General features: G+C 35.6%; 22 protein-coding genes and 1 pseudogene. 17 read left to right on the forward strand and 6 right to left on the reverse strand.

The features are described from left to right. Positions 1 to 21: 21 nt before the first annotated feature. On the reverse strand, positions 22 to 513 hold the full coding sequence (locus tag IGM13_RS05440; RefSeq protein WP_002363747.1) for a threonine/serine exporter family protein: 492 nt from the start codon (positions 511 to 513) through the stop codon (positions 22 to 24). 14 nt (positions 514 to 527) lie between these two features. Next, positions 528 to 1,280, reverse strand: a complete 753-nt coding sequence (locus tag IGM13_RS05445) for a threonine/serine exporter family protein (RefSeq protein ID WP_002357938.1) — start codon at positions 1,278 to 1,280, stop codon at positions 528 to 530. A 435-nt stretch (positions 1,281 to 1,715) separates the two neighbouring features. On the opposite strand from IGM13_RS05445, the gene ireB reads away from it, so the two are divergent. The 4 genes from ireB to IGM13_RS05465 all read left to right on the forward strand — a co-directional run bounded on the left by ireB (position 1,716) and on the right by IGM13_RS05465 (position 4,096). Beyond that, positions 1,716 to 1,985 (forward strand): regulatory phosphoprotein IreB, encoded by a 270-nt coding sequence (gene ireB, locus IGM13_RS05450; RefSeq protein ID WP_002357937.1) that lies wholly within the window; start codon positions 1,716 to 1,718, stop codon positions 1,983 to 1,985. After that, complete coding sequence (ruvX, locus tag IGM13_RS05455) at positions 1,982 to 2,404, forward strand: Holliday junction resolvase RuvX (protein WP_002357936.1); 423 nt, start codon at positions 1,982 to 1,984, stop codon at positions 2,402 to 2,404. Before ireB ends, ruvX begins: the two co-directional genes overlap by 4 nt. A gap of 37 nt (positions 2,405 to 2,441) precedes the next feature. Beyond that, the gene (locus IGM13_RS05460) at positions 2,442 to 2,747 is read left to right on the forward strand and encodes a DUF1292 domain-containing protein (protein ID WP_002419177.1); all 306 of its coding nucleotides are present in this window, start codon (positions 2,442 to 2,444) and stop codon (positions 2,745 to 2,747) included. Between the two features lie 500 nt (positions 2,748 to 3,247). Beyond that, positions 3,248 to 4,096, forward strand: coding sequence for a helix-turn-helix domain-containing protein (locus tag IGM13_RS05465; protein ID WP_002382173.1), 849 nt, complete (start codon positions 3,248 to 3,250; stop codon positions 4,094 to 4,096). Positions 4,097 to 4,169: 73 nt separating this feature from the next. Here IGM13_RS05465 and IGM13_RS05470 read toward each other — a convergent pair whose 3' ends face one another. Both IGM13_RS05470 and IGM13_RS05475 read right to left on the reverse strand, forming a co-directional pair. Further along, positions 4,170 to 5,339, reverse strand: a complete 1,170-nt coding sequence (locus IGM13_RS05470; RefSeq protein WP_002419176.1) for an NAD(P)-dependent malic enzyme — start codon at positions 5,337 to 5,339, stop codon at positions 4,170 to 4,172. Positions 5,340 to 5,370: 31 nt separating this feature from the next. Continuing rightward, complete coding sequence (locus IGM13_RS05475) at positions 5,371 to 6,696, reverse strand: 2-hydroxycarboxylate transporter family protein (RefSeq protein ID WP_002419175.1); 1,326 nt, start codon at positions 6,694 to 6,696, stop codon at positions 5,371 to 5,373. A gap of 147 nt (positions 6,697 to 6,843) precedes the next feature. Between IGM13_RS05475 and IGM13_RS05480 the strand changes: the two genes are divergently transcribed. The 10 genes and pseudogenes from IGM13_RS05480 (at position 6,844) to IGM13_RS05525 (ending at position 18,466) form a co-directional block, all read left to right on the forward strand. Further along, positions 6,844 to 8,394 (forward strand): Spo0B domain-containing protein, encoded by a 1,551-nt coding sequence (locus IGM13_RS05480; protein WP_002419174.1) that lies wholly within the window; start codon positions 6,844 to 6,846, stop codon positions 8,392 to 8,394. Further along, a complete protein-coding gene (locus IGM13_RS05485; RefSeq protein ID WP_002419173.1) occupies positions 8,375 to 9,067 on the forward strand; it encodes a response regulator in 693 nt (230 codons plus the stop codon). The genes IGM13_RS05480 and IGM13_RS05485 overlap by 20 nt, the downstream gene beginning before the upstream one ends. A gap of 184 nt (positions 9,068 to 9,251) precedes the next feature. Beyond that, positions 9,252 to 10,595 (forward strand): NADH peroxidase, encoded by a 1,344-nt coding sequence (locus IGM13_RS05490; protein WP_002357926.1) that lies wholly within the window; start codon positions 9,252 to 9,254, stop codon positions 10,593 to 10,595. Positions 10,596 to 10,779: 184 nt separating this feature from the next. Next, positions 10,780 to 11,445: a WxL domain-containing protein gene (locus IGM13_RS05495; protein ID WP_002419172.1), complete on the forward strand. Its 666-nt coding sequence runs from the start codon at positions 10,780 to 10,782 to the stop codon at positions 11,443 to 11,445. Beyond that, positions 11,432 to 12,460, forward strand: a complete 1,029-nt coding sequence (locus IGM13_RS05500; protein ID WP_002419171.1) for a DUF916 and DUF3324 domain-containing protein — start codon at positions 11,432 to 11,434, stop codon at positions 12,458 to 12,460. Before IGM13_RS05495 ends, IGM13_RS05500 begins: the two co-directional genes overlap by 14 nt. 16 nt (positions 12,461 to 12,476) lie before the next feature. Further along, on the forward strand, positions 12,477 to 12,821 hold the full coding sequence (locus IGM13_RS05505; protein WP_002366500.1) for an LPXTG cell wall anchor domain-containing protein: 345 nt from the start codon (positions 12,477 to 12,479) through the stop codon (positions 12,819 to 12,821). Next, the gene (locus tag IGM13_RS05510) at positions 12,814 to 14,925 is read left to right on the forward strand and encodes a MucBP domain-containing protein (RefSeq protein ID WP_002419170.1); all 2,112 of its coding nucleotides are present in this window, start codon (positions 12,814 to 12,816) and stop codon (positions 14,923 to 14,925) included. Before IGM13_RS05505 ends, IGM13_RS05510 begins: the two co-directional genes overlap by 8 nt. Before the next feature lie 187 nt (positions 14,926 to 15,112). Further along, a pseudogene (locus IGM13_RS05515) lies at positions 15,113 to 16,576 on the forward strand (helix-turn-helix domain-containing protein). 351 nt (positions 16,577 to 16,927) lie between these two features. Then, positions 16,928 to 17,761 (forward strand): ABC transporter ATP-binding protein, encoded by an 834-nt coding sequence (locus tag IGM13_RS05520; RefSeq protein ID WP_002419167.1) that lies wholly within the window; start codon positions 16,928 to 16,930, stop codon positions 17,759 to 17,761. 3 nt (positions 17,762 to 17,764) lie between these two features. Next, positions 17,765 to 18,466, forward strand: coding sequence for a hypothetical protein (locus tag IGM13_RS05525; RefSeq protein WP_002419166.1), 702 nt, complete (start codon positions 17,765 to 17,767; stop codon positions 18,464 to 18,466). A gap of 72 nt (positions 18,467 to 18,538) precedes the next feature. On the opposite strand, the gene IGM13_RS05530 is transcribed toward IGM13_RS05525, so the two are convergent. Beyond that, positions 18,539 to 19,447, reverse strand: a complete 909-nt coding sequence (locus IGM13_RS05530; RefSeq protein ID WP_002382185.1) for an LCP family protein — start codon at positions 19,445 to 19,447, stop codon at positions 18,539 to 18,541. 277 nt (positions 19,448 to 19,724) lie between these two features. Between IGM13_RS05530 and alsS the strand changes: the two genes are divergently transcribed. From alsS to IGM13_RS05545, 3 genes are all read left to right on the forward strand, one after another. Then, positions 19,725 to 21,377, forward strand: coding sequence for an acetolactate synthase AlsS (alsS, locus tag IGM13_RS05535; RefSeq protein ID WP_002357923.1), 1,653 nt, complete (start codon positions 19,725 to 19,727; stop codon positions 21,375 to 21,377). A gap of 11 nt (positions 21,378 to 21,388) precedes the next feature. Continuing rightward, positions 21,389 to 22,093, forward strand: coding sequence for an acetolactate decarboxylase (gene budA / locus IGM13_RS05540; protein WP_002366507.1), 705 nt, complete (start codon positions 21,389 to 21,391; stop codon positions 22,091 to 22,093). A gap of 157 nt (positions 22,094 to 22,250) precedes the next feature. Beyond that, a complete protein-coding gene (locus IGM13_RS05545) occupies positions 22,251 to 23,333 on the forward strand; it encodes a PA2928 family protein (RefSeq protein WP_002419165.1) in 1,083 nt (360 codons plus the stop codon). 113 nt (positions 23,334 to 23,446) lie between these two features. Here the strand turns inward: IGM13_RS05545 and IGM13_RS05550 are convergent, their stop codons facing one another. Then, entirely contained in the window at positions 23,447 to 24,208 is a 762-nt protein-coding gene (locus IGM13_RS05550; RefSeq protein ID WP_025187497.1) for a WxL domain-containing protein, read from the reverse strand. Positions 24,209 to 24,395 lie beyond the last annotated feature (187 nt).

Genomic DNA, 24,395 nt, shown 5'->3' on the forward strand with positions numbered 1-24,395 from the left:
AGCAACCAACTTTTTTGCTATCTATTTTTTAATTTTGTTGCGCTTACGACGAATAAAACCCAAAGATTCTCTTTTTTCCCGAAAGCTGCGGATATTCTGATTGAAAACCTCAGAAGCGACTAAGCCTAACGCAATTGCCCCAGCAATCATTACAGCTTGCACGGTAAAATAGGCGCCTTTTTCATAATTGCCAATTACGATATTCCGAACAGCTTGATAAGCTAAGCCACCAGGTACCAATGGAACAATACCAGGAATATTAAAAATCGTGACAGGCATTTTCAATATTTTTGAGAATAGGTAGCTTACTGCCGCAACACCGACAGCACCGATGAGGGAACCTAATGCCGCATTTCCACTAAAAACTTCAACGATTACCCAATAAAGCATCCAGCTTACACTACCAGTGAGACCACAAGCCACCAGTGATCGTCGAGGAACATTAATAATAATCGCAAACGCCGCAGAAGCTAAAAAACTAAAGATAAATTGTACCAAAACGATTCCTAGCATGTAAGTCACTCCTTTTAATAGAAAAGTTGAAAGACAAAAGCAATACCAAAACCAATCATTCCTGAAGTCATTAATGCTTCAGTCCCACGAGAAACACCCGATAAGTAGTGTCCGGCTAGCAAATCGCGAAGAGCATTGGTAATTTGCACACCAGGCACTAAAGGCATGACACAACCAATGATGATTAAATCTTGTGATTGTCCGAGTCCCAATTTGACTGAAAGGATAGCGGCTGCACCAATGAACAGCGAAGCTAAAAATTCAGATAAAAATTTAATCTTGAGAAACTTTAAACTAAAATAATAAAGACTATAGCCGCAACCACCAATCAGAAAAGTCAAGAATAAATCGGACCAGACGCCACCAAAAAGAATCATAATCGTAGCGCTGACAACGGCCGCACTAACAATGCGTGCGCTAATTGGAAAATGTCGGTGTTCACTATCAATCACTTTTAGTTTATTCAGTAACTCCTCTAAAGAAAAATCACCAGCCACATAAGCACGAGACAGCTGATTCACACGAGAGATTTTTTCTAAATCAATGCCACGTTTCATTACTTGAACCATACGAATCGTGGAGGTTCCATCTATGCCAACAAATAACCCAGTTTGTGTCACATAGCTAACCATTCGATAGTTGCCAGAAGCAAGCGCAATTCGGCTCATTGTATCTTCAACACGGTACATTTCTGCATCGCTTTCTATCATAATTTTACCAGCTAACAAACAGGTTTCTAAAAGTAAATCCAAATGAGCAGGAGTCATTGAGCAAGCCTCACTTTATGTATTTTCTTCTAGTGTACTACAAACGAACCAAAAAGAGGAAATAAATAACAGCTGCAATCGAAAATTTACATCGTAAACAGATTGTTAGCGAATTGTAACATTAAAAGGCTGATATTATTTAATCATAGATATTTAAAAGTTTTCAAAAGAAAAACGTCGATTTTTTCACAAAATGAATTGAAGGGAAAGGTGATATTCTGGCGATTTAGCAGAGCTTTATTCTTGTTTTATAAAGTTGTGTATTTGTTTTTATAATTTTAAAATTATCGATGGCTGTCATTTTTTTACGAAGCCTTTATTAATAAAAGACTAAGAAATAACAAAAAAGAGAGAAGGAGAAGAAATTTTGTTTGTAGTTTCGGTTCTTTTCTAGTAAAATGAAATTGTATAAAAGTAGAAGTGAGGTGTAGTAAAATGGGTTTTACAGACGAAACAGTACGCTTTGATTTTGATGATAATCGAAAAAAAGCAATCAGTGAAACGTTAGAAACCGTATATCGGGCATTAGAAGAAAAGGGATACAATCCTATTAACCAAATAGTAGGGTATTTACTTTCTGGGGACCCGGCTTACATTCCTCGTTATCAAGATGCTCGAAACTTAATTCGTCGTCATGAACGTGATGAAATCATGGAAGAATTAACCAAATATTACTTAGCGAACCACGGAATCGATATCAAATGAGGATCATGGGGCTAGATGTAGGTTCACGGACAGTCGGTGTGGCTGTTAGTGATTTATTAGGTTGGACAGCGCAAGGCATCGAAATTATTCGCATCAATGAAGAGGAAGAGAACTTCGGCTTTGAGCGATTAGGTGAATTGGTGAAAGAATACGAAGTCACGAAATTTGTCGTAGGTTTACCGAAAAACATGAATAATTCCATCGGTCCTAGAGCTGAAGCATCTATGGCATATGGTGATAAGATTCAAGAATTATTTCAATTACCTGTTGACTATCAAGATGAACGATTAACAACTGTCCAAGCAGAGCGTTTCTTGGTGGAGCAAGCAGATGCTTCAAGAGCCAAAAGAAAAAAAGTCATTGATAAACTAGCGGCAGTAATGATTCTACAAAATTATTTAGATGCACATAGCCGATAATTATCGAGCTTTGAATACATCAAGGGAGAGAAGAAGAATGACAGAACACAACCACGATCATAATCACGAAGGACATGAACACATTACTTTAGTAGACGAACAAGGAAATGAAACATTATACGAGATCTTACTAACTGTTGACGGTCAAGAAGAATTCGGTAAAAATTATGTTTTATTATATCCAGCAGGAATTCCTGAGGATGAAGATGTTGAATTGCAAGCTTACTCATATGTGGAAAACGCAGAAGGTACAGAAGGCGATTTACAGCAAATCGAAACAGACGCTGAATGGGATATGATTGAAGAAGTCTTCAATACATTCATGGCTGAAGAAGAAGAGTAAAACTGTAACGAGAGAAGCGCTACTTCTCCTATTGAGAAGTAGCTTTCTTAATAATAATTGTTATAATGTACATGTTGTTTCTATCATAAGATACTATCGCTATCATTGAGTGTGGTGGATAAAGAAGGACAGTAACATCTAGTTTTACAAGATGTTGTAAAAACGTAACATCCTTGTAATGACGTTAATTTGGTAACTATCTAGCATAATTTATAATTTGTGTTATACTAAGTGTGAGGTTTCAGAAATACTGTTAATTTTATAATATTAAATAAAAAAATGGCTCCACCTACTGGCATAGGTAGAGCCGTCAGAAATTCAGTTAAACAAACACGTAATTATTGGTGTGGTGCATTGCCACGAACTGAAATTCCAGTTAATAAAGCAAGTAAATCAAACATATATTTCACCTCCTTTATTATGATAGCTTCATTATAACATTATCTGTAAAATGATGGTATGTTTAATACAAAAAAAATAGAAAGATTGGAGTTTTGACTGTGAGAGTAGCGGGAGAAAAAATCAAAACAGCGCGTAAAAAGAAAAAATTATCGCAAGCTGAATTGGCAAAAGGAATTTGTACACAAGCAACAATTAGTAACATTGAAAACAAAAATGTGTGTGACAGTTTAGACATTTTCTCATCTGTATGTCTACGTTTAGACTTACAAGTGGAAGAATGTATCGAAGGTTCTAGTGAGAAAAAACTCGAAAGCTTATTAAATAAAGTAGAAGAATTATGCTTTTACTTTAAGCACGATGAAGCCTATGATTTGTTGAAAGACTATCCAGATGATATCGAAAGTTCAAACAGAATTTTAGAAACAAAATTTTTCTATTATAAAGGAATTACGAGTTTATTAGGTAAGAAAAATAATAGCGAAGCATTGTTCTATTTACATCGTGGTTCTGAAATTAGTCGTGATATTAATATTTATAATATTTTGAGCATGAATGCGATTGGTATTTTATATGAATTAGAAGATGATATTGAAAAAGCAAAAGTTTATTACGATAAATCTTTACAATTGCTAAGCGAATTCAAATTAGATTATCCATTAGAGCAATGCCGTATTTATTATAATACCGCAAAATTCTATTCATTAATTAAAGACTATGCAAAGAGTATTGAATTAAGTGATAAAGGAATCGAAATTAATCGGACGCACAGTTCTATTTACTCTTTAGATTGCTTATTATACGAAAAAGCGTTTAATAAACAAATGCTAGGACTAGATGCTGTTGAAGATTATCGTATTGCGTACTACTTTACACGTTTCTTTGAAAATAAAAAATTACTTGCTTATATTGAAAAAGATATGCAAGAGTTTAATATCAGTTTTAAATAATAGATTAGCGTTTCAGATTTTAAAAAGGAACAACTTAACTTCAGAGGAGTTAGGTTGTTCCTTTTTTCTCTTTTTAATTTGTTTCTTTGACAGCGTTACGGACGCTTTCGGCGACGACTTTTGCGACTCCTTCTTGGAATGGATCGGGAATAATATTGGTCGGCGTGAGTTCATTATCGGGAATCAATTTTGCAATACCTTTGGCAGCGGCAATTTGCATTTCAATCGTAATCTTTTTCGCCCGAGCATCTAAGGCACCGCGGAAGATACCAGGGAAGGCCAACACATTATTAATTTGATTCGGAAAGTCACTACGACCAGTTCCGACAATATAAGCGCCTGCCGCTAAAGCTTCATCAGGAAAAATTTCAGGAATTGGGTTAGCCATTGCAAAAATAACTGGCTGCTCATTCATCTGTTGAATCCACTGGGGTTTTAAAACACCTGGTGCTGAAACACCAACAAAGACATCAGCGCCTTCAAGAGCAGTAGCTAAATCACCAGTACGATGTTCCCGATTGGTTAGCTTCGCAATTTCTGCATGGTGTGGTGGCAGAGCTGTATCTGTTTCGCTCAGAATCCCTGTACGGTCAACAATGATAATATGTTTTACGCCAGCAGCTAAAAATTTTCTTGTAATTGAAAGACCAGCGGAGCCACCGCCGTTGATTACCACATGAATGTCCTCTATTTTCTTGTTGATTAATTTTAAGCTGTTGTACAAAGCCGCTAGAACAACAATCGCTGTCCCGTGTTGATCATCATGGAAAACGGGAATATCTAGTTCATCGATTAAACGCTGTTCAATTTCAAAACAACGAGGAGCGCTGATATCTTCCAAATTAATCCCCCCAAAGGTTGGAGCCAAAAATTTCACTGTTTTGATGATTTCTTCAGTATCTTGTGTATCTAAAACAAGGGGAATCGAATCCACACCAGCAAAGCGTTTAAACAATGCAGCTTTTCCTTCCATGACAGGCATCGCTGCTTCAGGACCAATGTTACCTAAACCTAAAACTGCTGAACCATCACTGATAACGGCGACGGTGTTTTTCTTTGTTGTTAATTCGTAGGCGCGTTCTTTTTTTTCATGTATGGCAGAAGAAACAGCTGCAACACCTGGTGTGTAGGCAATTCCTAAATCTGCTTTTGTTTCAATCGGAACTTTAGGACAGACTTCTAATTTTCCCCCAAATTTTTTTGCTTGCTCAATCGCTAATTCTTTTACATCTTTTGTTGACATATCATTTTCCTCCTAAATAATTCACTTATGGTTAAAAAAGCATTCTAAAAATAGCAGTCATTGTTATTACTGTAATGGCACCGCCTAAACGTGTCGCAACTTGTGCAAACGGCATTAAGTTCATTCGATTGGCTGTACTTAAAATAGCCACATCGCCAGTCCCACCCATACCACTCTGACAAGCGGAGACAATGGCAGCCTCGACGGGATTCATATTCATGAAGCGTGAAACGAAAAAGCCTGTAGCAATAACAGTGAAAACGACACTAATTACCACAACAAAATATTGCCAGCTAAGCATTCCTACGACATCTTTTAAAGGAATATATAACATACCTAAGCCGACCATTAACGGGAACGTAAAATTGCCAGAGATAAATTTATAAAGCTGTTTTGATCCGCGTTGGGTTTCTTTCGGTACTACGTTTAAGTATTTTAAAAAGGCTGCGACAACAATCATCAAAACAGGACCAGGAAAGCCTGTTAAGTGTTGCAATAAACCGCCTGTAATAAATAAGGTACATGCAATTAAAACACCAGCGCCCATTAATTTTACATCAATTGGTGCTTTGTCTTCTTCTAAAGCATCACTTAAATCATCTGAATTGGTAATTTTAATCAACTGACCTTGTCCAGAAAGTTCAGGGCGTTTTTCTCCTAAACGACTAAGTAAACCAGAACACATAATAGCAAAAAAATTACCAATAATGGTTGCGGGAATTAATTGCCCCACTAATTGTTCACTTGGCAATCCAGTAATGGCACTATAACCAAGGGATAAAGGAAGAATACCTTCACCGATTCCACCAGCTAAAACAGGAGTGACGATATAGAAAAGGCTATGTTTCCAACCGAGACCTAACAGCGTTCCAACAAGGGTCCCAACACCCATTGCTAAAATCATTCCTAATGCCATCGGGACAATCATGCGCATTAAACCTTGGACTAAAATTTTGCGGTTCATTCCAAGGATACTTCCACAGACCAAACATGCAATATAGAAATAGAGAAAGTTTGCTTGTTTCATTAAAATATCTGTTGAGTCTAAGACATTTTGGTTGAGTAAATTGAAAAAGACCATAATAGATGGTACTAATAAAGATAAAATTGCGGGACCGCCAAAATGTTTCAAAATAGGAATATTTCCACCAATTGTTCCAAGTAACCAACCCATTGTTAAAATTATGGCAAAACCACCTAACATATTGACTGGTAGTTGTTCTAATAGAGCCGTAACAAGAATAATGCTAGCTGTTACAAGATAAACAGGTAACGTAACCGAACCAATCCTCGTTTTGGTTAATTTGTTGCGCCAATCTGTTTCGTTAGCAGCTGTTGCGTGCAATTTCTTTTCCATGCTATTTCCTCCTATAACTTTAATCTATATTCATCATAATGTAAACGTTTTCTGTAGAGTAGATTATTTAATTAATTTAACTAAAGAAAAGTTTTTTAACCAAATCTTCCTATGCTATACTTTATTTGAAGAGAAAAGAGGGATGGAATGAAGCGTGGCGGGAAATTATGGTGCTTCTTATCAGTGATTTTTATTGCAACATTAATTATTATGATTACTTTCTTTTACGGAGTAACGACGGTCCAAACAATTAAAGAAGTTCGTAAAAACCAAGAGCAAGCACTTTTAGCCGTCGGGGAACAGTTGGCTATTGAACCGAATGTTATTGAAGCCTTAAAGAATGATCACTATTCAGATGAATTGGAAGCGTATACGGTTCGTTTAGGTGAAATCCATCAGTTGGATTTTATCGTGATTATGAATATGCAGGGGATTCGTTTAACACATCCTGATCGCCAAAAAATAGGTAAGCATTTTGAAGGTGGCGATGAAGTGCGAGCATTAAAAGGGGAGGAACATTTGTCTGTTAGTCAAGGGAGTTTAGGAGAATCATTACGAGGTTTTGTCCCAGTCTATGATCAAGGAAAACAAATTGGGGTTGTGGCAATGGGCATTAAAATGACCTCGCTTTCACAATTGATTGAACGAACAAAAAATGATTACACAGTGAGTGTCCTTTTAAGTGTTGGTTTTGGCTTTATATTAGCCATCGTGGTTTCTTATTATTTAAAAAAACAACTTCACGATTTAGAGCCAAGAGAAATTGCGCGTCTATTAGAAGAGCGAAACGCCATGCTTGAGGAAACGAAAGACGCAATCCTTGTGATTGATACCGATCAAAATATTTTATTAGCAAATATTGAGGCGACTAAAATGTATCATAATATAACAAATAGTGAAGAAAATTTACTAGGAAAGAAACTTTCAGCATTGGTTTTATCTCCTGAAAAATTAGTTGTACATTCAAAAACAGAGCAATTCTATCGTCAAAATGGCCAGGATTATTTCGTCTCAATCGCCCCGATTAATGTCCGTAAAAAAACAATTGGGCATGTTATCTTTCTGAAAAATGCGACGGAAACGTTTATTGTCGCAGAACAGCTTGTCAGCACAACGACATATGCTTCGGCATTACAAAGTCAATCACATGAATTTATGAATAAGATGCATGTTATTTATGGCTTAGTCGATTTAGAAGATTATGAGGCGCTAAAACATTATCTAGCCGATTTATTGAAACCAGAAAAGGAATTTGCACAGCGCTTAGCTATTTTGGTTAGGAATCCTATTTTAGCAGGTTTTTTAAGTGGGGAAAGAATCAAGTTTGCAGAAATTAAAACACAATTAGCTATTGAAATTTATCCAGAAATTCCACCAAATAAACGAGATGAAGATACACAAAATTTGATTGCTATCTACCGTTATATTCATCGTTTCCTGATGGAACAACCGTTACCAGAAGAGATCATTGAAACCATTGATTATCAGCCAGAAAGTTTGACGACGACTTATTCGTTTGCTTATCCAAAAGAACAACTGGAACGCTTTGAACAAGAGTTTTTCACTTCTTATTTGGCAAGATTATTAGAGAATGCGGAAGCGACATTGACTTGGGAAAACCAACAAAACAATTGGCTTGTCCTTCGCATAAATGTTCATTACGAAGGAGCAGAGGAAAATGAACCTATTGATTATTGAAGACGATCCTATGGTTGCATATATACATCAAAAATATCTTGAAAAATTAATTCACCAACCGACTATTTTTACGGTTGCAACAATTGCTGAAGGTCTACAACTAACGAAAGAAAAACAACCAGCACTTGTTTTATTAGATGTTCATTTAAAAGATGGCAATGGCTTGACCTATCTGGCAACAATTAGAGATGAAAAAATTGACACAGAAGTTATCCTGATTACGGCTGCCAACGAGTTGGAAAATGTTAAACGAAGCTTACATTTAGGCGTTTTAGACTATTTAGTTAAACCCTTCTCTTTTGAACGATTTCAACAAAGTATCGAAAACTATCAGAAAAAAGCTGCTCAATTCACGCTGGAAACGGAGGAGCTTTCGCAAACAAAAGTGGACCAATTGTTTCATTCTTCACAGACAAACGCACGTAAAAATGAACAAGATCTTCAAAACCTATCCTTAGAAAAAGGACTAACACAAGCAACATTACAACTATTGTTAAAAAAAATAGACGAATTTACCGACTATTTTACGATTCAAGAATTATCAGAAGCGAGTCAGCTTTCACATGTTTCTGTTCGCAAATATGTGTTGTTTCTAGAAAAAAATAACCTTTTAGAAAGTAAAAATAGCTATTTAAAAGTGGGGCGTCCCTATCAATCGTATCGGAGAATTTAGTATTTTTTATTTTTTAGTAAATAAAAAAGTAATTGAAAAGAGGCGAAATACAGCGGATACTCCTTTTTATTCTCATTTAAAGAACTTAATTGAGAATGGAAAAGAGGATATTACTTGTTATTTTTTGAGAATATATGATATTCTTTATTATGTAAGAAATAATATTATATGGGAGGAACGAGCGATGAAAGTTATTGTTTTAGGATCATCACATGGAGGTTATGAAGCGGTAGAGGAATTACTAAATCTTCATCCTGATGCAGAAATTCAATGGTATGAGAAAGGTGATTTTATCTCATTCTTGTCTTGTGGCATGCAGTTGTACCTAGAAGGAAAAGTGAAAGATGTTAATTCTGTTCGCTATATGACTGGCGAAAAAATGGAGAGTCGTGGTGTGAATGTCTTTTCTAATACTGAAATTACAGCGATTCAACCAAAAGAACACCAAGTGACAGTGAAAGATTTAGTGTCAGGTGAAGAACGTGTTGAAAATTATGATAAATTAATCATCAGTCCCGGAGCTGTCCCATTTGAATTAGATATTCCAGGTAAAGATTTGGATAATATTTACTTGATGCGTGGTCGTCAATGGGCCATTAAATTAAAACAAAAAACAGTAGATCCAGAAGTCAATAATGTGGTTGTGATTGGTAGTGGTTATATTGGGATTGAAGCTGCCGAAGCATTTGCAAAAGCCGGTAAAAAGGTTACTGTTATTGACATTTTAGATCGTCCATTAGGGGTATATCTAGATAAAGAATTTACAGATGTTTTAACAGAAGAGATGGAAGCTAATAATATTACCATTGCAACTGGTGAAACAGTTGAACGTTACGAAGGCGACGGTCGTGTGCAAAAAGTCGTTACAGATAAAAATGCGTACGATGCTGATTTGGTCGTTGTAGCAGTTGGCGTCCGTCCAAACACTGCTTGGTTAAAAGGTACCTTAGAATTACATCCGAATGGCCTAATCAAGACGGATGAATACATGCGGACAAGTGAGCCAGATGTATTTGCAGTAGGGGATGCTACGTTAATTAAATACAATCCTGCAGACACAGAAGTAAATATTGCCTTAGCAACGAATGCTCGTAAACAAGGTCGCTTTGCTGTGAAAAACCTAGAGGAACCAGTTAAACCTTTCCCTGGTGTTCAAGGATCTTCTGGCTTGGCCGTCTTTGATTATAAATTTGCTTCAACAGGGATTAACGAAGTCATGGCTCAAAAATTAGGAAAAGAAACAAAAGCGGTGACAGTAGTAGAAGACTACTTGATGGACTTTAATCCAGACAAACAAAAAGCTTGGTTTAAATTAGTGTATGATCCTGAAACAACACAAATTTTAGGCGCTCAATTAATGTCAAAAGCAGATTTAACTGCAAACATTAATGCTATTTCATTAGCGATTCAAGCCAAAATGACGATTGAAGACTTAGCCTATGCGGATTTCTTCTTCCAACCAGCGTTTGACAAACCTTGGAATATTATTAATACAGCGGCTTTAGAAGCGGTAAAACAAGAACGTTAATAAAACCAGACAAGAACGATGCTGAAAATAGTATCGTTCTTTTTGTATATTTTCAAAAAAATAACAACGCACTTTTACTTTTTTTCTAAAACAAAGAATTTTTTTACTCTTACTAAAATTTCAAAATGATGTAAAAATAAAAGCAGGTCGCAAGTGACCAAGAAATTTTAGGAGGAATTTTAGAATGAAAAAACAAATTATAGCAAGTGTTGCATTAAGTGCACTAGCAATAAGTATTGCGGGACAAGCAGTTTATGCAAATGAAGCAAACTTACAAGACACGCAAGCTGATGTAACTTTAAAAGCAGGTTCTGGGAAAGATGTCAAACCTGTCGTTGATCCAACAGGCGATACAGATGAAAATCCAGCTACGGGCGCAGAAGGCGCGTTATCAATCCCATACGCTTCAAGTATTAGCTTTGGTGAACAAGAAATCCAACAAGGGGATGCCACTTACTTTGCACAAAATGAAAAACCATTTGTCCAAGTTAATGATACTCGTGGAGGTGCAGAAGGCTGGGCACTATCCGCATCCATATCAGAATTTAAAGGTGTAACAAATCAAAACGTCTTAAAAGGTGCACAATTAACCTTGGCAAATGGTCAAGTAACTACAGAAAGTAACCAATCAGAAGCACCAACAATTGCATCAAATAGTTTAACACTAAATGATTCACTACAACCAGTAATGTCAGCTGAAAAAGGCAAAGGTGCAGGCGCCTGGGCTGCCTTATTCCAAGGGGAAAAAGGTAAAAATGAAAATGTAAAACTTTTTGTACCACGTGCAGGTGTTGAAGCACAAGCCTACACAGCAACGATTACATGGGGTTTATCTGATGCGCCAGCGTAAGACTTTAAAAAGATGGGGAACTTTTATTCCCATCTTTTTTCTTAGTTTAGTTAGCTGGTTGGTTTTGTGGTCTGCACCGGCTTCTGCTGAGGAAAATCAGATTAATTTTGAAGCAGAAGCTATTTTACCAGAAAACCAGCAATCTTCCGTCAGTTATTACGATTTGAAAGTCTCCCCTGGAAGCACACAAGAGTTTAAATTACGCTTGAAAAATGTAAGTGATCAACCGATTAAAGTGCGTGTCGATGCAAATAATGGGCTGACCAATAAAAATGGCGCTTTAGACTATTCGCAACATGGAAAAAAATTATTAGGTAGTCCTACATTTGAAGAATTGATTTCGCCGTCACAAACAGTCGAATTACAAGGAAAAGAAACAAAAGAAGTTTCATTTCAATTAAATGTCCCTAAAAATGGTTTTGAAGGAACGATTTTAGGTGGATTTTATTGTTATGAATTAACAGATGGAAAAGAGAAGGAAATAAAAGGATTTAGTTTAACGAATAAATTTGCTTACACAATCGGAGCAAAACTTGTTGTTGAAAATAAAAAAATGGAACCAGCATTTCAGTTAACAAAGGTGAAACCAGGTTTAGAAAATGGTTATTTAACATTGTTCGCGACAATTGAAAATCTAGAACCAGTTTTAATGAGCCAATTGAAAATGAACGCCTTTGTTACTAAAAAAGGAAAAAGCGAGAAAATTCGTGAGTTATCAAAACAAATTTCTGTGGCACCACGTAGTCAATTTGAACTTCCAATTAGTTGGAATGATGAAGCCTTAAAAAAAGGTTTATATGAGTTGACGATTCAGTTGGAAGATCAAAACAGTAAAAAGTGGACATTGAAAAAAGCGTTTGAAATTAAAGGTGAAGATGAAAAATTGAATGAGGAGGCAGTCAAAGTCACCCGACCTGCTTCGAATATTCTTCTGTATCTTGTGATAGGAAGCTGTATCTTAATTATTTTGGCGTTATTTATTTATATTTTAAAACTACGCCAAAATAAATCATAAATAGGGAGGCTTTAAAATGAAAAAAAGAAGTGGGTATCTTGTGTTCATGCTAGCACTCTTTTTTTTAGCAAGTGCTAATAGTGTACATGCGCAGCAAGTAGATTCAGAAGTAGGTATTACTTTTTATCAGAAAAATTATAAGGATCAGGTAGTGCCTTTTGAAAAAATAACCCCAGTTAATGAAGCCAAACAACCCAATCGAGAAACGATTAACTCTGATAAAGGATTAATCAATCAACTTTTACCCAATACGGGAGAAAAACAGCAATTGGAATTACTAACTATCGGTTTACTTCTTATAAGCATCATCCTGTTTGTAGTGGCTCGAAGACGAAAGAAAGGATGGAAAGCAGATGAATAAGATTGCTAAAACCTCATTCGTTTTTATAATCACGTTGATTGGGTTTGCTTTAGGACCGCAAATTGGTGAAGCAACTGAGTTAGTCAAGAAAATTTCAAATCACACAAAATTGTCTGATTATGGTTACTTTAAGGCCTTGCCAGGTGTCTATACGCCAGCTTCCCATACTTTTGTCATGCAATCTGGGGCAGAAACAGAAGTCATTCCACTTGAAGGCAATGTGAACAGTAGTCAATTAACAGTTGATGAAAATTCTCCTGCAGGGAGTGCCATGATTCGTAATGTGGGATGGTATCAAGGGAAAAAGGTCAGCATTAAAGTTTCACTGTTGAAAAATTTGTCAAATCGAGCGGGGGGAACAATCTTTTTTGAAAAAGAACGTTTCTTAACACTATCTCTCCTTGGAGATGTGAAAGTGACATATGAATTTTTTGACGAAGAAAATCAACCGATACAAGTAACAACAGCAGTAAATACTTATGACTTGAGTAAAAAATACTATTTTGGCGTACAATTTCCTCTTCAATCACTCTATTCATCTAATCCAACCAATATTTTTTCTAGAACATGGAATGATGAAAGTGGTGGTTATTGGGTAACTTATCATAACGAAACGGAAACCGATGCCATCAATAGTCAAAAGCAACAGCTACAAATTTTAACTCGACCAAAAGAAAAATTAACCTTTATTTATCGAAATTGGAATAACAATCAGCCATTAGAAATTCCTTATCGTACAGACTTTGTGGCAAAACCTGAGTTTGGCGGGGCCTTAGCAAATTCTTTAACGTTAGAGAAGCCGCAACCTGTTAGTGAATTAAAGGCCCAACAAATCATGCCGAATGTTGAAGAGGATCGTAAATTAAGTAATTTAGAAGTACGTTTTAACTTAACAAATCTCTTGCAATTACAGCAATACGAGCCAGGTAATATCAACATTCAAAACTTTAATGGTGAAGATGTAACGGCTTTGTTCTCACAAGAGATGCAAGGCGAAGAATTAGTATTGACTGCCTTACAACCACAAGATAGCCGGTTAACTGCCACGACTTTACTTTATACAGTCGCCGTGAAATGGCGTGAAGATGCCCCAGCAGTAGATAATCGTTTCATTGATACAGAAGGAAATCTGACATTACCTTATACAATCCAAACAAAGGCCACCAATAGAGATAAAGTGTTTAATCAAGCGACCGAAGGCATGTTGAAAGTGAATTATAACAGCAAAGTGAATCTTCTTTTTGTCGACGAAAATAATCAACCATTGAAAGAGCCAATGAGTCAGCCAGGTATTTTAACACAAGCATTTGATGTATCATCTGAGTATCCTGAAATCCCTGGATATTATCCAGTTAAAAATCCAGTGGAACAAGATCAAGGAACGTTTAAACAAGAAGAACAAACAATCGTTCATCGGTATCGTAAAAATTTGGAATTTCAATTGAAAAATTCAGGAGAGGCAATACCGGTTTCTCGCTTTACTAAAGAAGCTGAGGTGGCGTATTCTTTAAAACACGAAGCAGGAAAAACGATTCGCGTAATGGCACGTTTCGGTGGAGAGGAACAATTAGTAAAAGAGTATCCAACAGCACCAGAGACTGTTGACGATCAAGTGAAAATGAAGATACCAGATAATTGGCTTGACCAAGAAGTTGAATTTTACGCAATGAATGAAACTGGACAAGTTTCAAATAATGAAAAAAAGATAGTCAGTCTGGAAAAGGGGCCGCAATTAAAATTACCTGACGTTCTTTCTTTTGGACAACAAGAAATCCCTGTAAAAGATAGCTATGTCAAGTTGCCACAAGAAGCAGAACTGGCTATCACTGATGAAAGCCAGTTAGATAAAAGTCAATGGAAAGTCAAAGTTAAAATGCAACAAATGATGAAAAATCAAAATAATCAAACATTGTCAAAAGGTTTAAGCTTTATTAAAGAGGGCAAACGGACACCGATTAATGACGTCGAACAAACTATTGCTAGTGGCAGTGGAAGTCAAATGTTGAATTTAGCAAATACATTTGAATTAACTTTAGTTCCAAGCGATGTCGCGGGTAGCTATCAAGGTCAATTAGTTTGGAACTTAGAAGATGCCCCTATTTAAACCTAGATAAAATTTCCATTAAACATGACTTAACAATTGAATCAATTGAAATCAAGCACAGGTGCTAAGGAACTTCTTTAGCACCTGTTTTTTTGGGGGCAAAAATTTACCTCTTGCAAAAAGAAAGTCGTATAATTAATATGACTAAGTTATTTATAAAAATTTAGAAATACAGGAGGTTGATAAAGTGCATACATTTTTAACGAAATCTTCTCAAAAGAAAATTCGTCTATTTAACTATCTCTTAGAAAAAAACAAGTGGCGAACCATTGCAGATTTAAAAGACTTACTGAATGTTTCTTCAAAATCTATTCTATTGTATGTAGAAGAATTATCAGACATTTTTAAACAATTTAATGGGAAAATTGTACTGAAAAATGAAAATAATTAACGATTTTATATGTATAAAGATGCTAATTTTCCTATCTATAATGTTTACTTGCATTACTATCGTCAATCTTATAATTTCAATTTGATTGATTATATGTACAAATACCCAGACAGAAATTTAGAAGACTATGCAGATGCGCAATTTACAAGTGTTTCGACTGTTTTTCGGTATGCCAAATTATTAGTAAAATATTTTAAAAGATATCAAATGACCTTTCATACGTTCTCTTTAGAACTAGAGAATCAAGAAAGCATGAGTCGTTCTTTTTATTATTATTTTTATTGGCAATCTTCACGTACAGGTGACTGGCCATTTACGATTTCTGAAAAGTTGATTAAACAATATATTGAACAATTTGAAGAGGTATACGATATTGAATTGTTACGTTTGCCGAAACGAATTTTTTCTTATTGGCTAGCAATTGTATTAGAACGTGCACCACAAAAAAGAGTGGAACTTTTAGATGAAATTAAACAGGTAGCTGATTCTGATAAAGCTTTTCCTTTAGTAAAAATGTGGCTGAAGAAGTGTAACTTATCGCTGCCTGAAGAAGAGATCTATTTTATATATCGAATTATCTACTCGTTTGGAGTGATTGATGGTAATCCTCGCTATGAAGTTAGTCATGCATTAGCACATAAATTGCATCATACTACGTCTTACCAAGCTGTATTGCTATTAAATAACCTCACGCAAAAAGACTATCAATTTCAATTGGATTTGTCAGATTCTGAATTAATTTTTAACTTTGTGGCATTCCACGAGCGAAGTCAATTCTTTTTCGGTAATACTGATTTATTTTTCAATCAGTCTTATATTAATGAAATTAAAAGACAAAATACGGAAATAGCCCAACTGATGGAGAACTTTCATCGAGATTTGCAAGAGCAGGCAACAAAAGAGGTCAAAGAAATTTTAAAAAATTGGGAACAACTTTTCTTAAACTATTACTATGTTTTAGATTATTATGATTTATTGTTAAAGAAATTGACGCCCATTAAGATTTTAATTGCAGACGATTTACATCATACTCATCGATTATGGTTGATGAATAAAATAAAAAATTATTTTGGTAAAGCTTATCCCTTGGCTTTTTATGATTATGAAGTAGATGCATCTGAAGTCGATTTAGTGATTTCTAACTATTATTTTGATACAAAAGGAACGACTTTACTACTGATGAAAAATATACCAACAGAACGCAACTGGCGGAATTTAGAGAAAATTCTTTATAAAATAACCCATTGCAATGATAAATAAAGCTACTTTTTTGCGAGCTTTACATTTTAAATTAATAACATATCGACTACTATTAATTTTGTTTACTTACAAAAGCAACATTGGCTAACAGAAAATTTTAGTCAGTTTAGAAACAGCGCTGAAGGATAATTGCCGGCGCTGTTTCTTTTATTTTTTTTCCAAATAGCGGATTTTTTTACACTAAAAAATGATTATTTTTCTTGCTATGCTAGTAATTGAAAGTATAGAAAGGAGCGGGTAGTAATGGTTGCATTTGGCATGGTAGTAATTAGTGTTAAATTAATAGGGATTGGCTTGTTTTGCTATTACGAACTAAAGGCTGAAAAAAATTGTAGTTAAGGAGTGTTGCTAATGCAATTAGAAAATATTTCAAAAAACATTAATAAAAAAGAAATTCTAACAAATATTTCAATTACTGTAGAACCAGGTGAAATTGTCGGTTTAATTGGTCCAAATGGTGCAGGTAAAACGACTACAATGAAAATCATGGGTGGGTTAATGGTTAATTTTCAAGGTAAAGTCGTTGGACAAGAACGGATTGGTGTTTTAATTGATGGACCTAAATATTTTCCGAATAGAACAGCAAGAGAAAATCTTAATTATTTTCGTGCTCTTTCAAAAGAGAGTTATTCAGTTGATTATGTAGAATCACTATTTGATATGAAAAATTACGGGAAAAAGAAAGTCAAAGATTTTTCTTTAGGTATGAAGCAGCGTTTAGGAATGGCGTTAGCTTTAATTAACAAAAATAAGCTGCTTATTTTAGATGAACCAATGAACGGTTTAGATCCAGATGGCGTACAAGCGACCATTCAGACACTAAAGCACTTAGCAAAAGAGTTACATATAGGGATTGTCATTTCCAGTCATATTTTAGGGGATCTAGATAAGTTGTGCGATCGAGCGTATTTTATTAAAAATGGAGCAATTATTCAAACAGTCACTTTAGGAAAAGAAGTATCAGTCTATCAATTTACCTTTGATGAAGAAAACGAAGACAAAGTGAGTGAAATTAGTGCTCTTTTTGATGGCGTAGAACAAAGACATCCTCTTTGGTTAATTTCGGAAGCAGATTATCCGTTGTTCTTGAAAGAGTTGGTTTTAAACGACATCATTCCATTAGAAATGAAAAAACATGCACTAAATTTAGAAGATGTTTATTTTTCATTAGTAGAAGGGGAGTAAGAGATGAAAGTAAAAGCTGTGTTAAAACAAGATATTCAGCGCAGAATTTTTTGGTTTTCTGGAAACTACCTCATTATGTTTGCCATTTTAGGGTTAGTTCCACCATTTTTAAATTATTTTTTTGGCGATATGTTTGATGTAAATGATTATATCAGTGCGATGAATTTTATTAACAGCTTGCTATTACCGATTTTAGTAGTGTCCTTTGTTGTTGACGATCAAGGCTCACGAATTAGTGATTATTATTTTAAAACGAGGCAAGGTCGGCATCTTTATTTGTTCTCGCTATTGATTTGTGGACTATGTTTGGGCTTGTCAGCAGGATTTTTATTAATCGGTGTTTGTGCTCTTTTAAGCATGGTTCTTTCAGTAGCTGTTTCATGGAAAGTGTTGACTGTCCTATTAGCTTCTTATATATTGTTGCCGTTATTCTACTTAGTTTTAGGTATAACAATGTATTTATTCTTTCATATACAGGGAGTGACTTTAACGATCTTTAATTTAGTTTTTGTGATGATTGTTCCTATTTTAATAAATATTGGAGCATCAACCATCGGATTGGGCATTCTTTTGCAGTCCCCTTTTTACATCTTAACATTTTTAGGAATGGGTTCAGGAACGATGAATGAATTATTTTATTGTTTAGTAAGCATACTAGTGTTATACGGAATAAATCATTGGAAAATACAACGAATTGATTTTTGAGTAAGGATAGTTCGATTTAAGATTTTAAAAGCATGTATCAGACGTATTTTATTGTCTGATACATGCTTTTACTTAGTTATTCAATTGATTTTTCAACTCTTGTTGGACACGATTTAATTCTTGTTCATCCACACGTTGATAGGAAACACCATCTTGCATAAAACCAGTACCTTGAAGTTGGTCTTGTTTCACTTTACCAAAGGCACTGCGATAATCTAAGGCAATTTTTTTCATGTCATCAAAACTTAAATCTGTCTTCATATTATCAGAAACAGCTGTTAAAATTTCTTGATAGTTGCTTACGCTGTTAAGACTTAAGACTTTTTGGACGATGCCTTCAATCACTTTTCTTTGACGTTCTTGGCGGCCGTAGTCACCATTAGGGTCTTCGTAACGCATTCTTGAATAGGAGAGTGCTTGTTCACCATCCAATGAAATTTTACCAATCGTAAAATCATATCCGTTTTGAGAAAAAGTCAGATTATTGTTCACTTCGATTCCGCCAACCGCGTTGACTAATTCTTTTAAACCAGCCATATTAATTGAAACATAATGATTAATAGGTATATTTAAATAGTTTTCAACTGTATCCATTGCTAAAGATGCGCCACCAAAAGCATAGGCGTGATTCAATTTATCTTGTTTTCCTTGACCTGGAATATCAACATAGGTATCGCGAGCAAGACTGACTAAGGTTGTTTGCTTGTCACGAGGATTAACTGTTGCAACAATTGTTGTATCCGAACGACCTTGCTCGACACGCCCATCATCGCCTGTATCAATCCCTAATAATAAAACAGAAAAAGGCTCCTTATTGTTTAAATTGACCTGACTTTTTTTAGATCGTTCTACTGTTTCATAGGTTTTATCCATTGATTTAGAAACATCCCAATAAAGTTTTGCTCCCATTCCAACAACTGCAAGAAATAGAACCAAGATAATCCCAAAGATAATGGCAAAAATTTTCTTCCCTTTTGACATATTTTTCCTCCAATAATTTATCACAGGTTGTGATTTTTTTCTTATAGGTTAATCTTACTAATTTTTAGTGAAGAAGTATATAATAATTGTTGAAAGACTATAAAACTTTAAGGTATTTTGCATTATTTTTGCTTAATCTTTTGAAATATCTCAATTCTATTAAAATATGCGAATTAGTATATTACACGTTTTCAAGGTGTTTCATTGTTGATTAATTAGAATTTTAGTGGTATTTTTGTATTTGTAATTAGTACAGATTTTAATTGGAGGTATAACAGTGAGTAAAAAAGGATCAGATATCATAGTAGAAAGTTTAATCAATCACGAAGTGCCCTATATTTTTGGGATTCCCGGTGCAAAAATTGATGGGGTTTTTGATGCATTAGTTGACAAAGGCCCAGAATTAATTTTAGCTCGACATGAACAAAACGCTGCCTTTATGGCACAAGGGATTGGTCGTTTGACGGGAGAGCCTGGCTTAGTTATTGCAACTAGTGGACCTGGTGCCAGCAATTTAGCAACTGGGTTAGTAACTGCGACTGCAGAAGGGGACCCTGTTTTAGCATTGGCTGGACAGGTGAAACGGTCCGATTTGTCAAAATTAACTCACCAAAGCATGAATAATGCTGCATTATTTAGTCCAATAACAAAATTCAGTACAGAAATTCAAGATCCAGAAACATTATCTGAAAATATTGCCAATGCTTACCGTATCGCCAAAACAGCGAAAAAAGGCGCAACATTCTTATCGATCCCACAAGATGTCACAGATAGTCCGGTGACAGGCGAAGCAATTAAGCCTTTGTCGGCGCCGAAACTGGGCCATGCATCAGCAGAAACAATCGCAGCTTTAGCTGAACGAATCAAGCAAGCGAAATTACCTGTTTTACTTTTAGGAATGCGGGCCTCTGCACGAAAAGTTACCGCAGCCATTCGTGAATTGGTTGCTATAACTGGTTTGCCAGTCGTGGAAACGTTCCAAGGAGCAGGAATTATTTCAAAAGAATTAGAAGAACATTTCTTTGGGCGTGTTGGTTTATTTCGAAACCAACCTGGGGACCGTTTGTTAAAAAGAAGTGATTTAGTGATTGCGATTGGTTATGACCCCATTGAATATGAAGCACGTAATTGGAACGCAGAAAAAGATGCGCGCGTTATTGTTATTGATGAAGTTCAAATGGAAATTGATCAATATATGCAACCGGAAGAAGAGCTAATTGGTGATATGTCTAAAAATATTTTGAAATTATCAGAAGCATTTAGTGAACCAATATTAACAGAAGATGCGCAAGATTATTTAGAAACGCTTCAAGAAAAATTAACGATTAAAGAAGTAAAAACAAGTACAATTGAAAATCGATTACATCCATTAGAAATTGTTCAAACGCTTCAAGAAAAAACCACGAATGAAATGACAGTTACTGTTGACGTAGGGAGTCACTACATTTGGATGGCTCGCCACTTTAGAAGTTATGAACCGCGTCATTTATTATTTAGTAACGGTATGCAAACATTAGGTGTCGCTTTGCCTTGGGCAATCTCGGCTGCGCTGGTTCGTCCGAATACACAAATTATCTCTGTTTCTGGGGACGGCGGTTTCCTATTTTCGGCGCAAGAATTAGAAACAGCGGTTCGTTTAAAGCAAAATATCGTGCATATTATTTGGAATGATGGTAGTTATGATATGGTTAAATTCCAAGAAGAAATGAAATATAATCGATCCTCTGGCGTAGATTTTGGTCCAGTTGATTTTGTGAAGTATGCTGAAGCTTTTGGAGCCAAAGGGGTTCGAGTTCATTCACAAGCAGAATTTGCCGCAGCTTTAGAAGAAGGAATGCAAACAGAAGGCCCAGTGATTATTGATGTTCCTGTGGATTATTCAGATAATCAAGAATTAGGTAAAACATTGTTACCAGATCAACTTTATTAGGAGATGGAAAAATGAGCGAACAATATGTTTATCAACATGGTACGCTAGGCGGTTTAATGGAAAGTTTGATGGCAGGAACGGCAGAAATTGGTACGTTACTCACGCAAGGTGATTTTGGAATTGGGACATTAGAAGGCTCAAATGGCGAAATTATTTTATTGGACGGTATATTGTATCATGCGAATCAAACTGGCGAAATTACTATTTTAGAAGGCGAAGAATTAACGCCATATGCCGCAGTTACTCGTTTTCAAGAAGATGGCGCATTCCCTGTATCAACGGAAACCGATGAAAATATTAAAGCACAAATTTTAGAAAAAATTAGTCCTAATTTTTTTGCGGCAATTAAAATTAGCGGTCTTTTTGCGAAGATGCATGTCCGTGTGGCACCTAAACAAGAAAAACCATATCCACCATTTGTAGAAGCAGCACGCAATCAACCTGAATTTACAGCGGAGAATATTCAGGGAACAGTTGTAGGGTTCTTTACACCTAAATTATTTCATGGTGCTTCTGCTGCAGGATTTCATTTGCACTTTATCAGTGAGGATCACCAATTTGGTGGGCACATTCTTGATTTTGGCATTAAACAAGGGACTGTTTCTTGGATGGAAGCAGCAGAATTGCGGCAGCATTTTCCAGTTCATGATGCTGATTATCGGAATAAAGAAATTGATATTGCAAAAGCTTTGTCTGCAATTGAAGAAGCGGAATAACTGAATAACAAGGCACATTTCTCCACGCCCATTCAAGTTGACCTAGTTAGTCAACTTGAATGGGCTTATTGCTGTTCGTCGCTTTTTGTTGTTATTTTTCAAAAAAAAATAGTATCCTTTTTATAATAAGCAAATAACAATTGGAAAGGATGGCGTAATGGACACACTTTATAGAAGTTGGCAATTATCTGGTTGGCTCTATCATGATATTTTTGTCATCATTGTAGCAATTATTTTTATAGTAATTAGTGGTATTTTGGTTATTTCCTTAATAAGAAGGCGGAGTACAAGGAGACTGGTTCCCTATGCGTTAATTTTGTTGGTTTATTTTGCAGTGGTACATTTTGCTGGTTTAATCTTTTTCGGAATGTTTCGTTCAGTAACGATTGAAGAGAAAAGTGCGACGTTTTATTCTGAAAAAACGAAAGGCTTAACTTCAATTGAGCGAATGATTATCCCAAATGGACGAACGAATGGCATTAGCACCAGTAACTCATTGTTCCAAGTGATTTCTGTTAATAGTCAGACGGGCGAACGAATGTGGAGTAAACGTTTAGGCTGGCGTGATTATTTAATTGGTCAAACGGATCAATATGTGGTTTTGAATAATGCTGATAACGAGGCCATTTACTTACTCGATACAAAAACAGGGAAAAAACAGTTTTCCGAAGCGGATTTAGTGAAGAAATTCCCTGAATTAAAAGACTATTTAAGCTCTGATTTCGTTGATTATCGTTTTATGGATAATCGCTATCTCTATATTTATGGATTAAACAATCGATATTATCAATTAGATTTGAAAAATTGGCAGTTAAAACAAGACCCAACTTTCAAAGAAGTCTTTCAAACACAAGAAGCGCCTAAATGGACGGTAGATTCAAATGAGAGTCAAATTGGTCAAGAGCTGTCATCGGAAGAGCGAACAACAGTGCAAGGAAAACTAGAAGAGCAACTAATAGCACCAGTTTTACTAGGCAAGAAAGATGAAGCAAATTATTATGTTCTGTCATACAAGAAAAGACAAAGTATTCAAGCGATAGTTGGCTTATACAATTGGCAGAAAAAAACATACGAGTGGCAAACACCGTTGCTTTTAACTAAAGAAAATGTACCTATTGAAGCTTTTCAAGTAGAGGATGCGTTGTTCATTAAAGTCCCGCGTTATTTATACAAAATTAATTTGAATAATGGCAACCAAGAGTATCAGTTTGATTACCGCTGGGGCCAAGTGATTCGTTAAACGAAAAGCGGTAAAGTATGTTTAGACGAATAGAAGGAGCAAATAGTCCTTATGATATAAAGAAACGCTTAGAAGAGTAGTGATTTCGCTAGTTTTCTAAGCGTTTCTTTATTTTATGCAGGTCCAGAGATTAAATTCCAGATAATCGAACCTGTATATGCGCCAGGAAATAATTGTGAAACAGGGGTTTGAATTGCAAGAGAAATATCGGTCATGCGGCCACTCCACATGCCTTGTCCTTTTCTGTCACCAGCGTTACTCATTAAAGTCGCACCGTTACCGATAATAATTGGGTTGGTCGGGAAGTCGGGTGCAGCAGGATCTTCTGAAAAATCCAGTCCATACATTGTATTTGTCATAAAGAAACGCCTTAACGTTTTGTCATAGCGGGCATAGCCGCCTGTTAATTGAAACGTAATGATGCCTAGTAAAGAATGAGCTTCGTTTCGCATGTGTGGGATTTCAGCAGTGACATGCCAACCAGTTAAGGCTCCGCGAACATCCCCCATCCCGAAGTGTCTCATTGTATGAGTATTACCTTCAGAAGGTCGTATAGGAACTGCTGTTAAATCACCAGAAATCGCTTGGGTTTCAAAAGTAAATTCTTTCGGAATGAAGAGCAAGTCAAAACTAGTGTTAGGATTTTCTAAATCAGGATCAACGGTATCGTCAACCGATTCATCGCCAGGCAGCCCTCCAAGTTCTAGCTCAACTGAAACAGGCGTTTTTCCAGAACGAGTGGCAAAAGAAACCGATGGGTCAAAAGTAAAGAGACTGAATACTAGAAACAAGACTGTCATTGATTGATAAGTGAGTAGATTTTTTTTATTCAAGAAAGTTCCTCCTTTAGGTGCTGATAATATAAGTATACGCAAAAAGAGCTGTTTTTATTTATCAGTAATTTACAGGGAATTCGAAAATATTGAGACAAATAGTTTTTAATATTAGTTGAGAAAGGTGAGTCGACAATTTTTACTTGTTGATTCTGTCTTTTTTGAGCACCATTCGTTATATCAAGCATGCTAAAATATAAAAGAAATCATCAGGTATCACTAATGAAAA

The organism is Enterococcus sp. DIV0561 (assembly GCF_050539875.1).
Taxonomy (GTDB): Bacteria; Bacillota; Bacilli; order Lactobacillales; family Enterococcaceae; genus Enterococcus; species Enterococcus faecalis.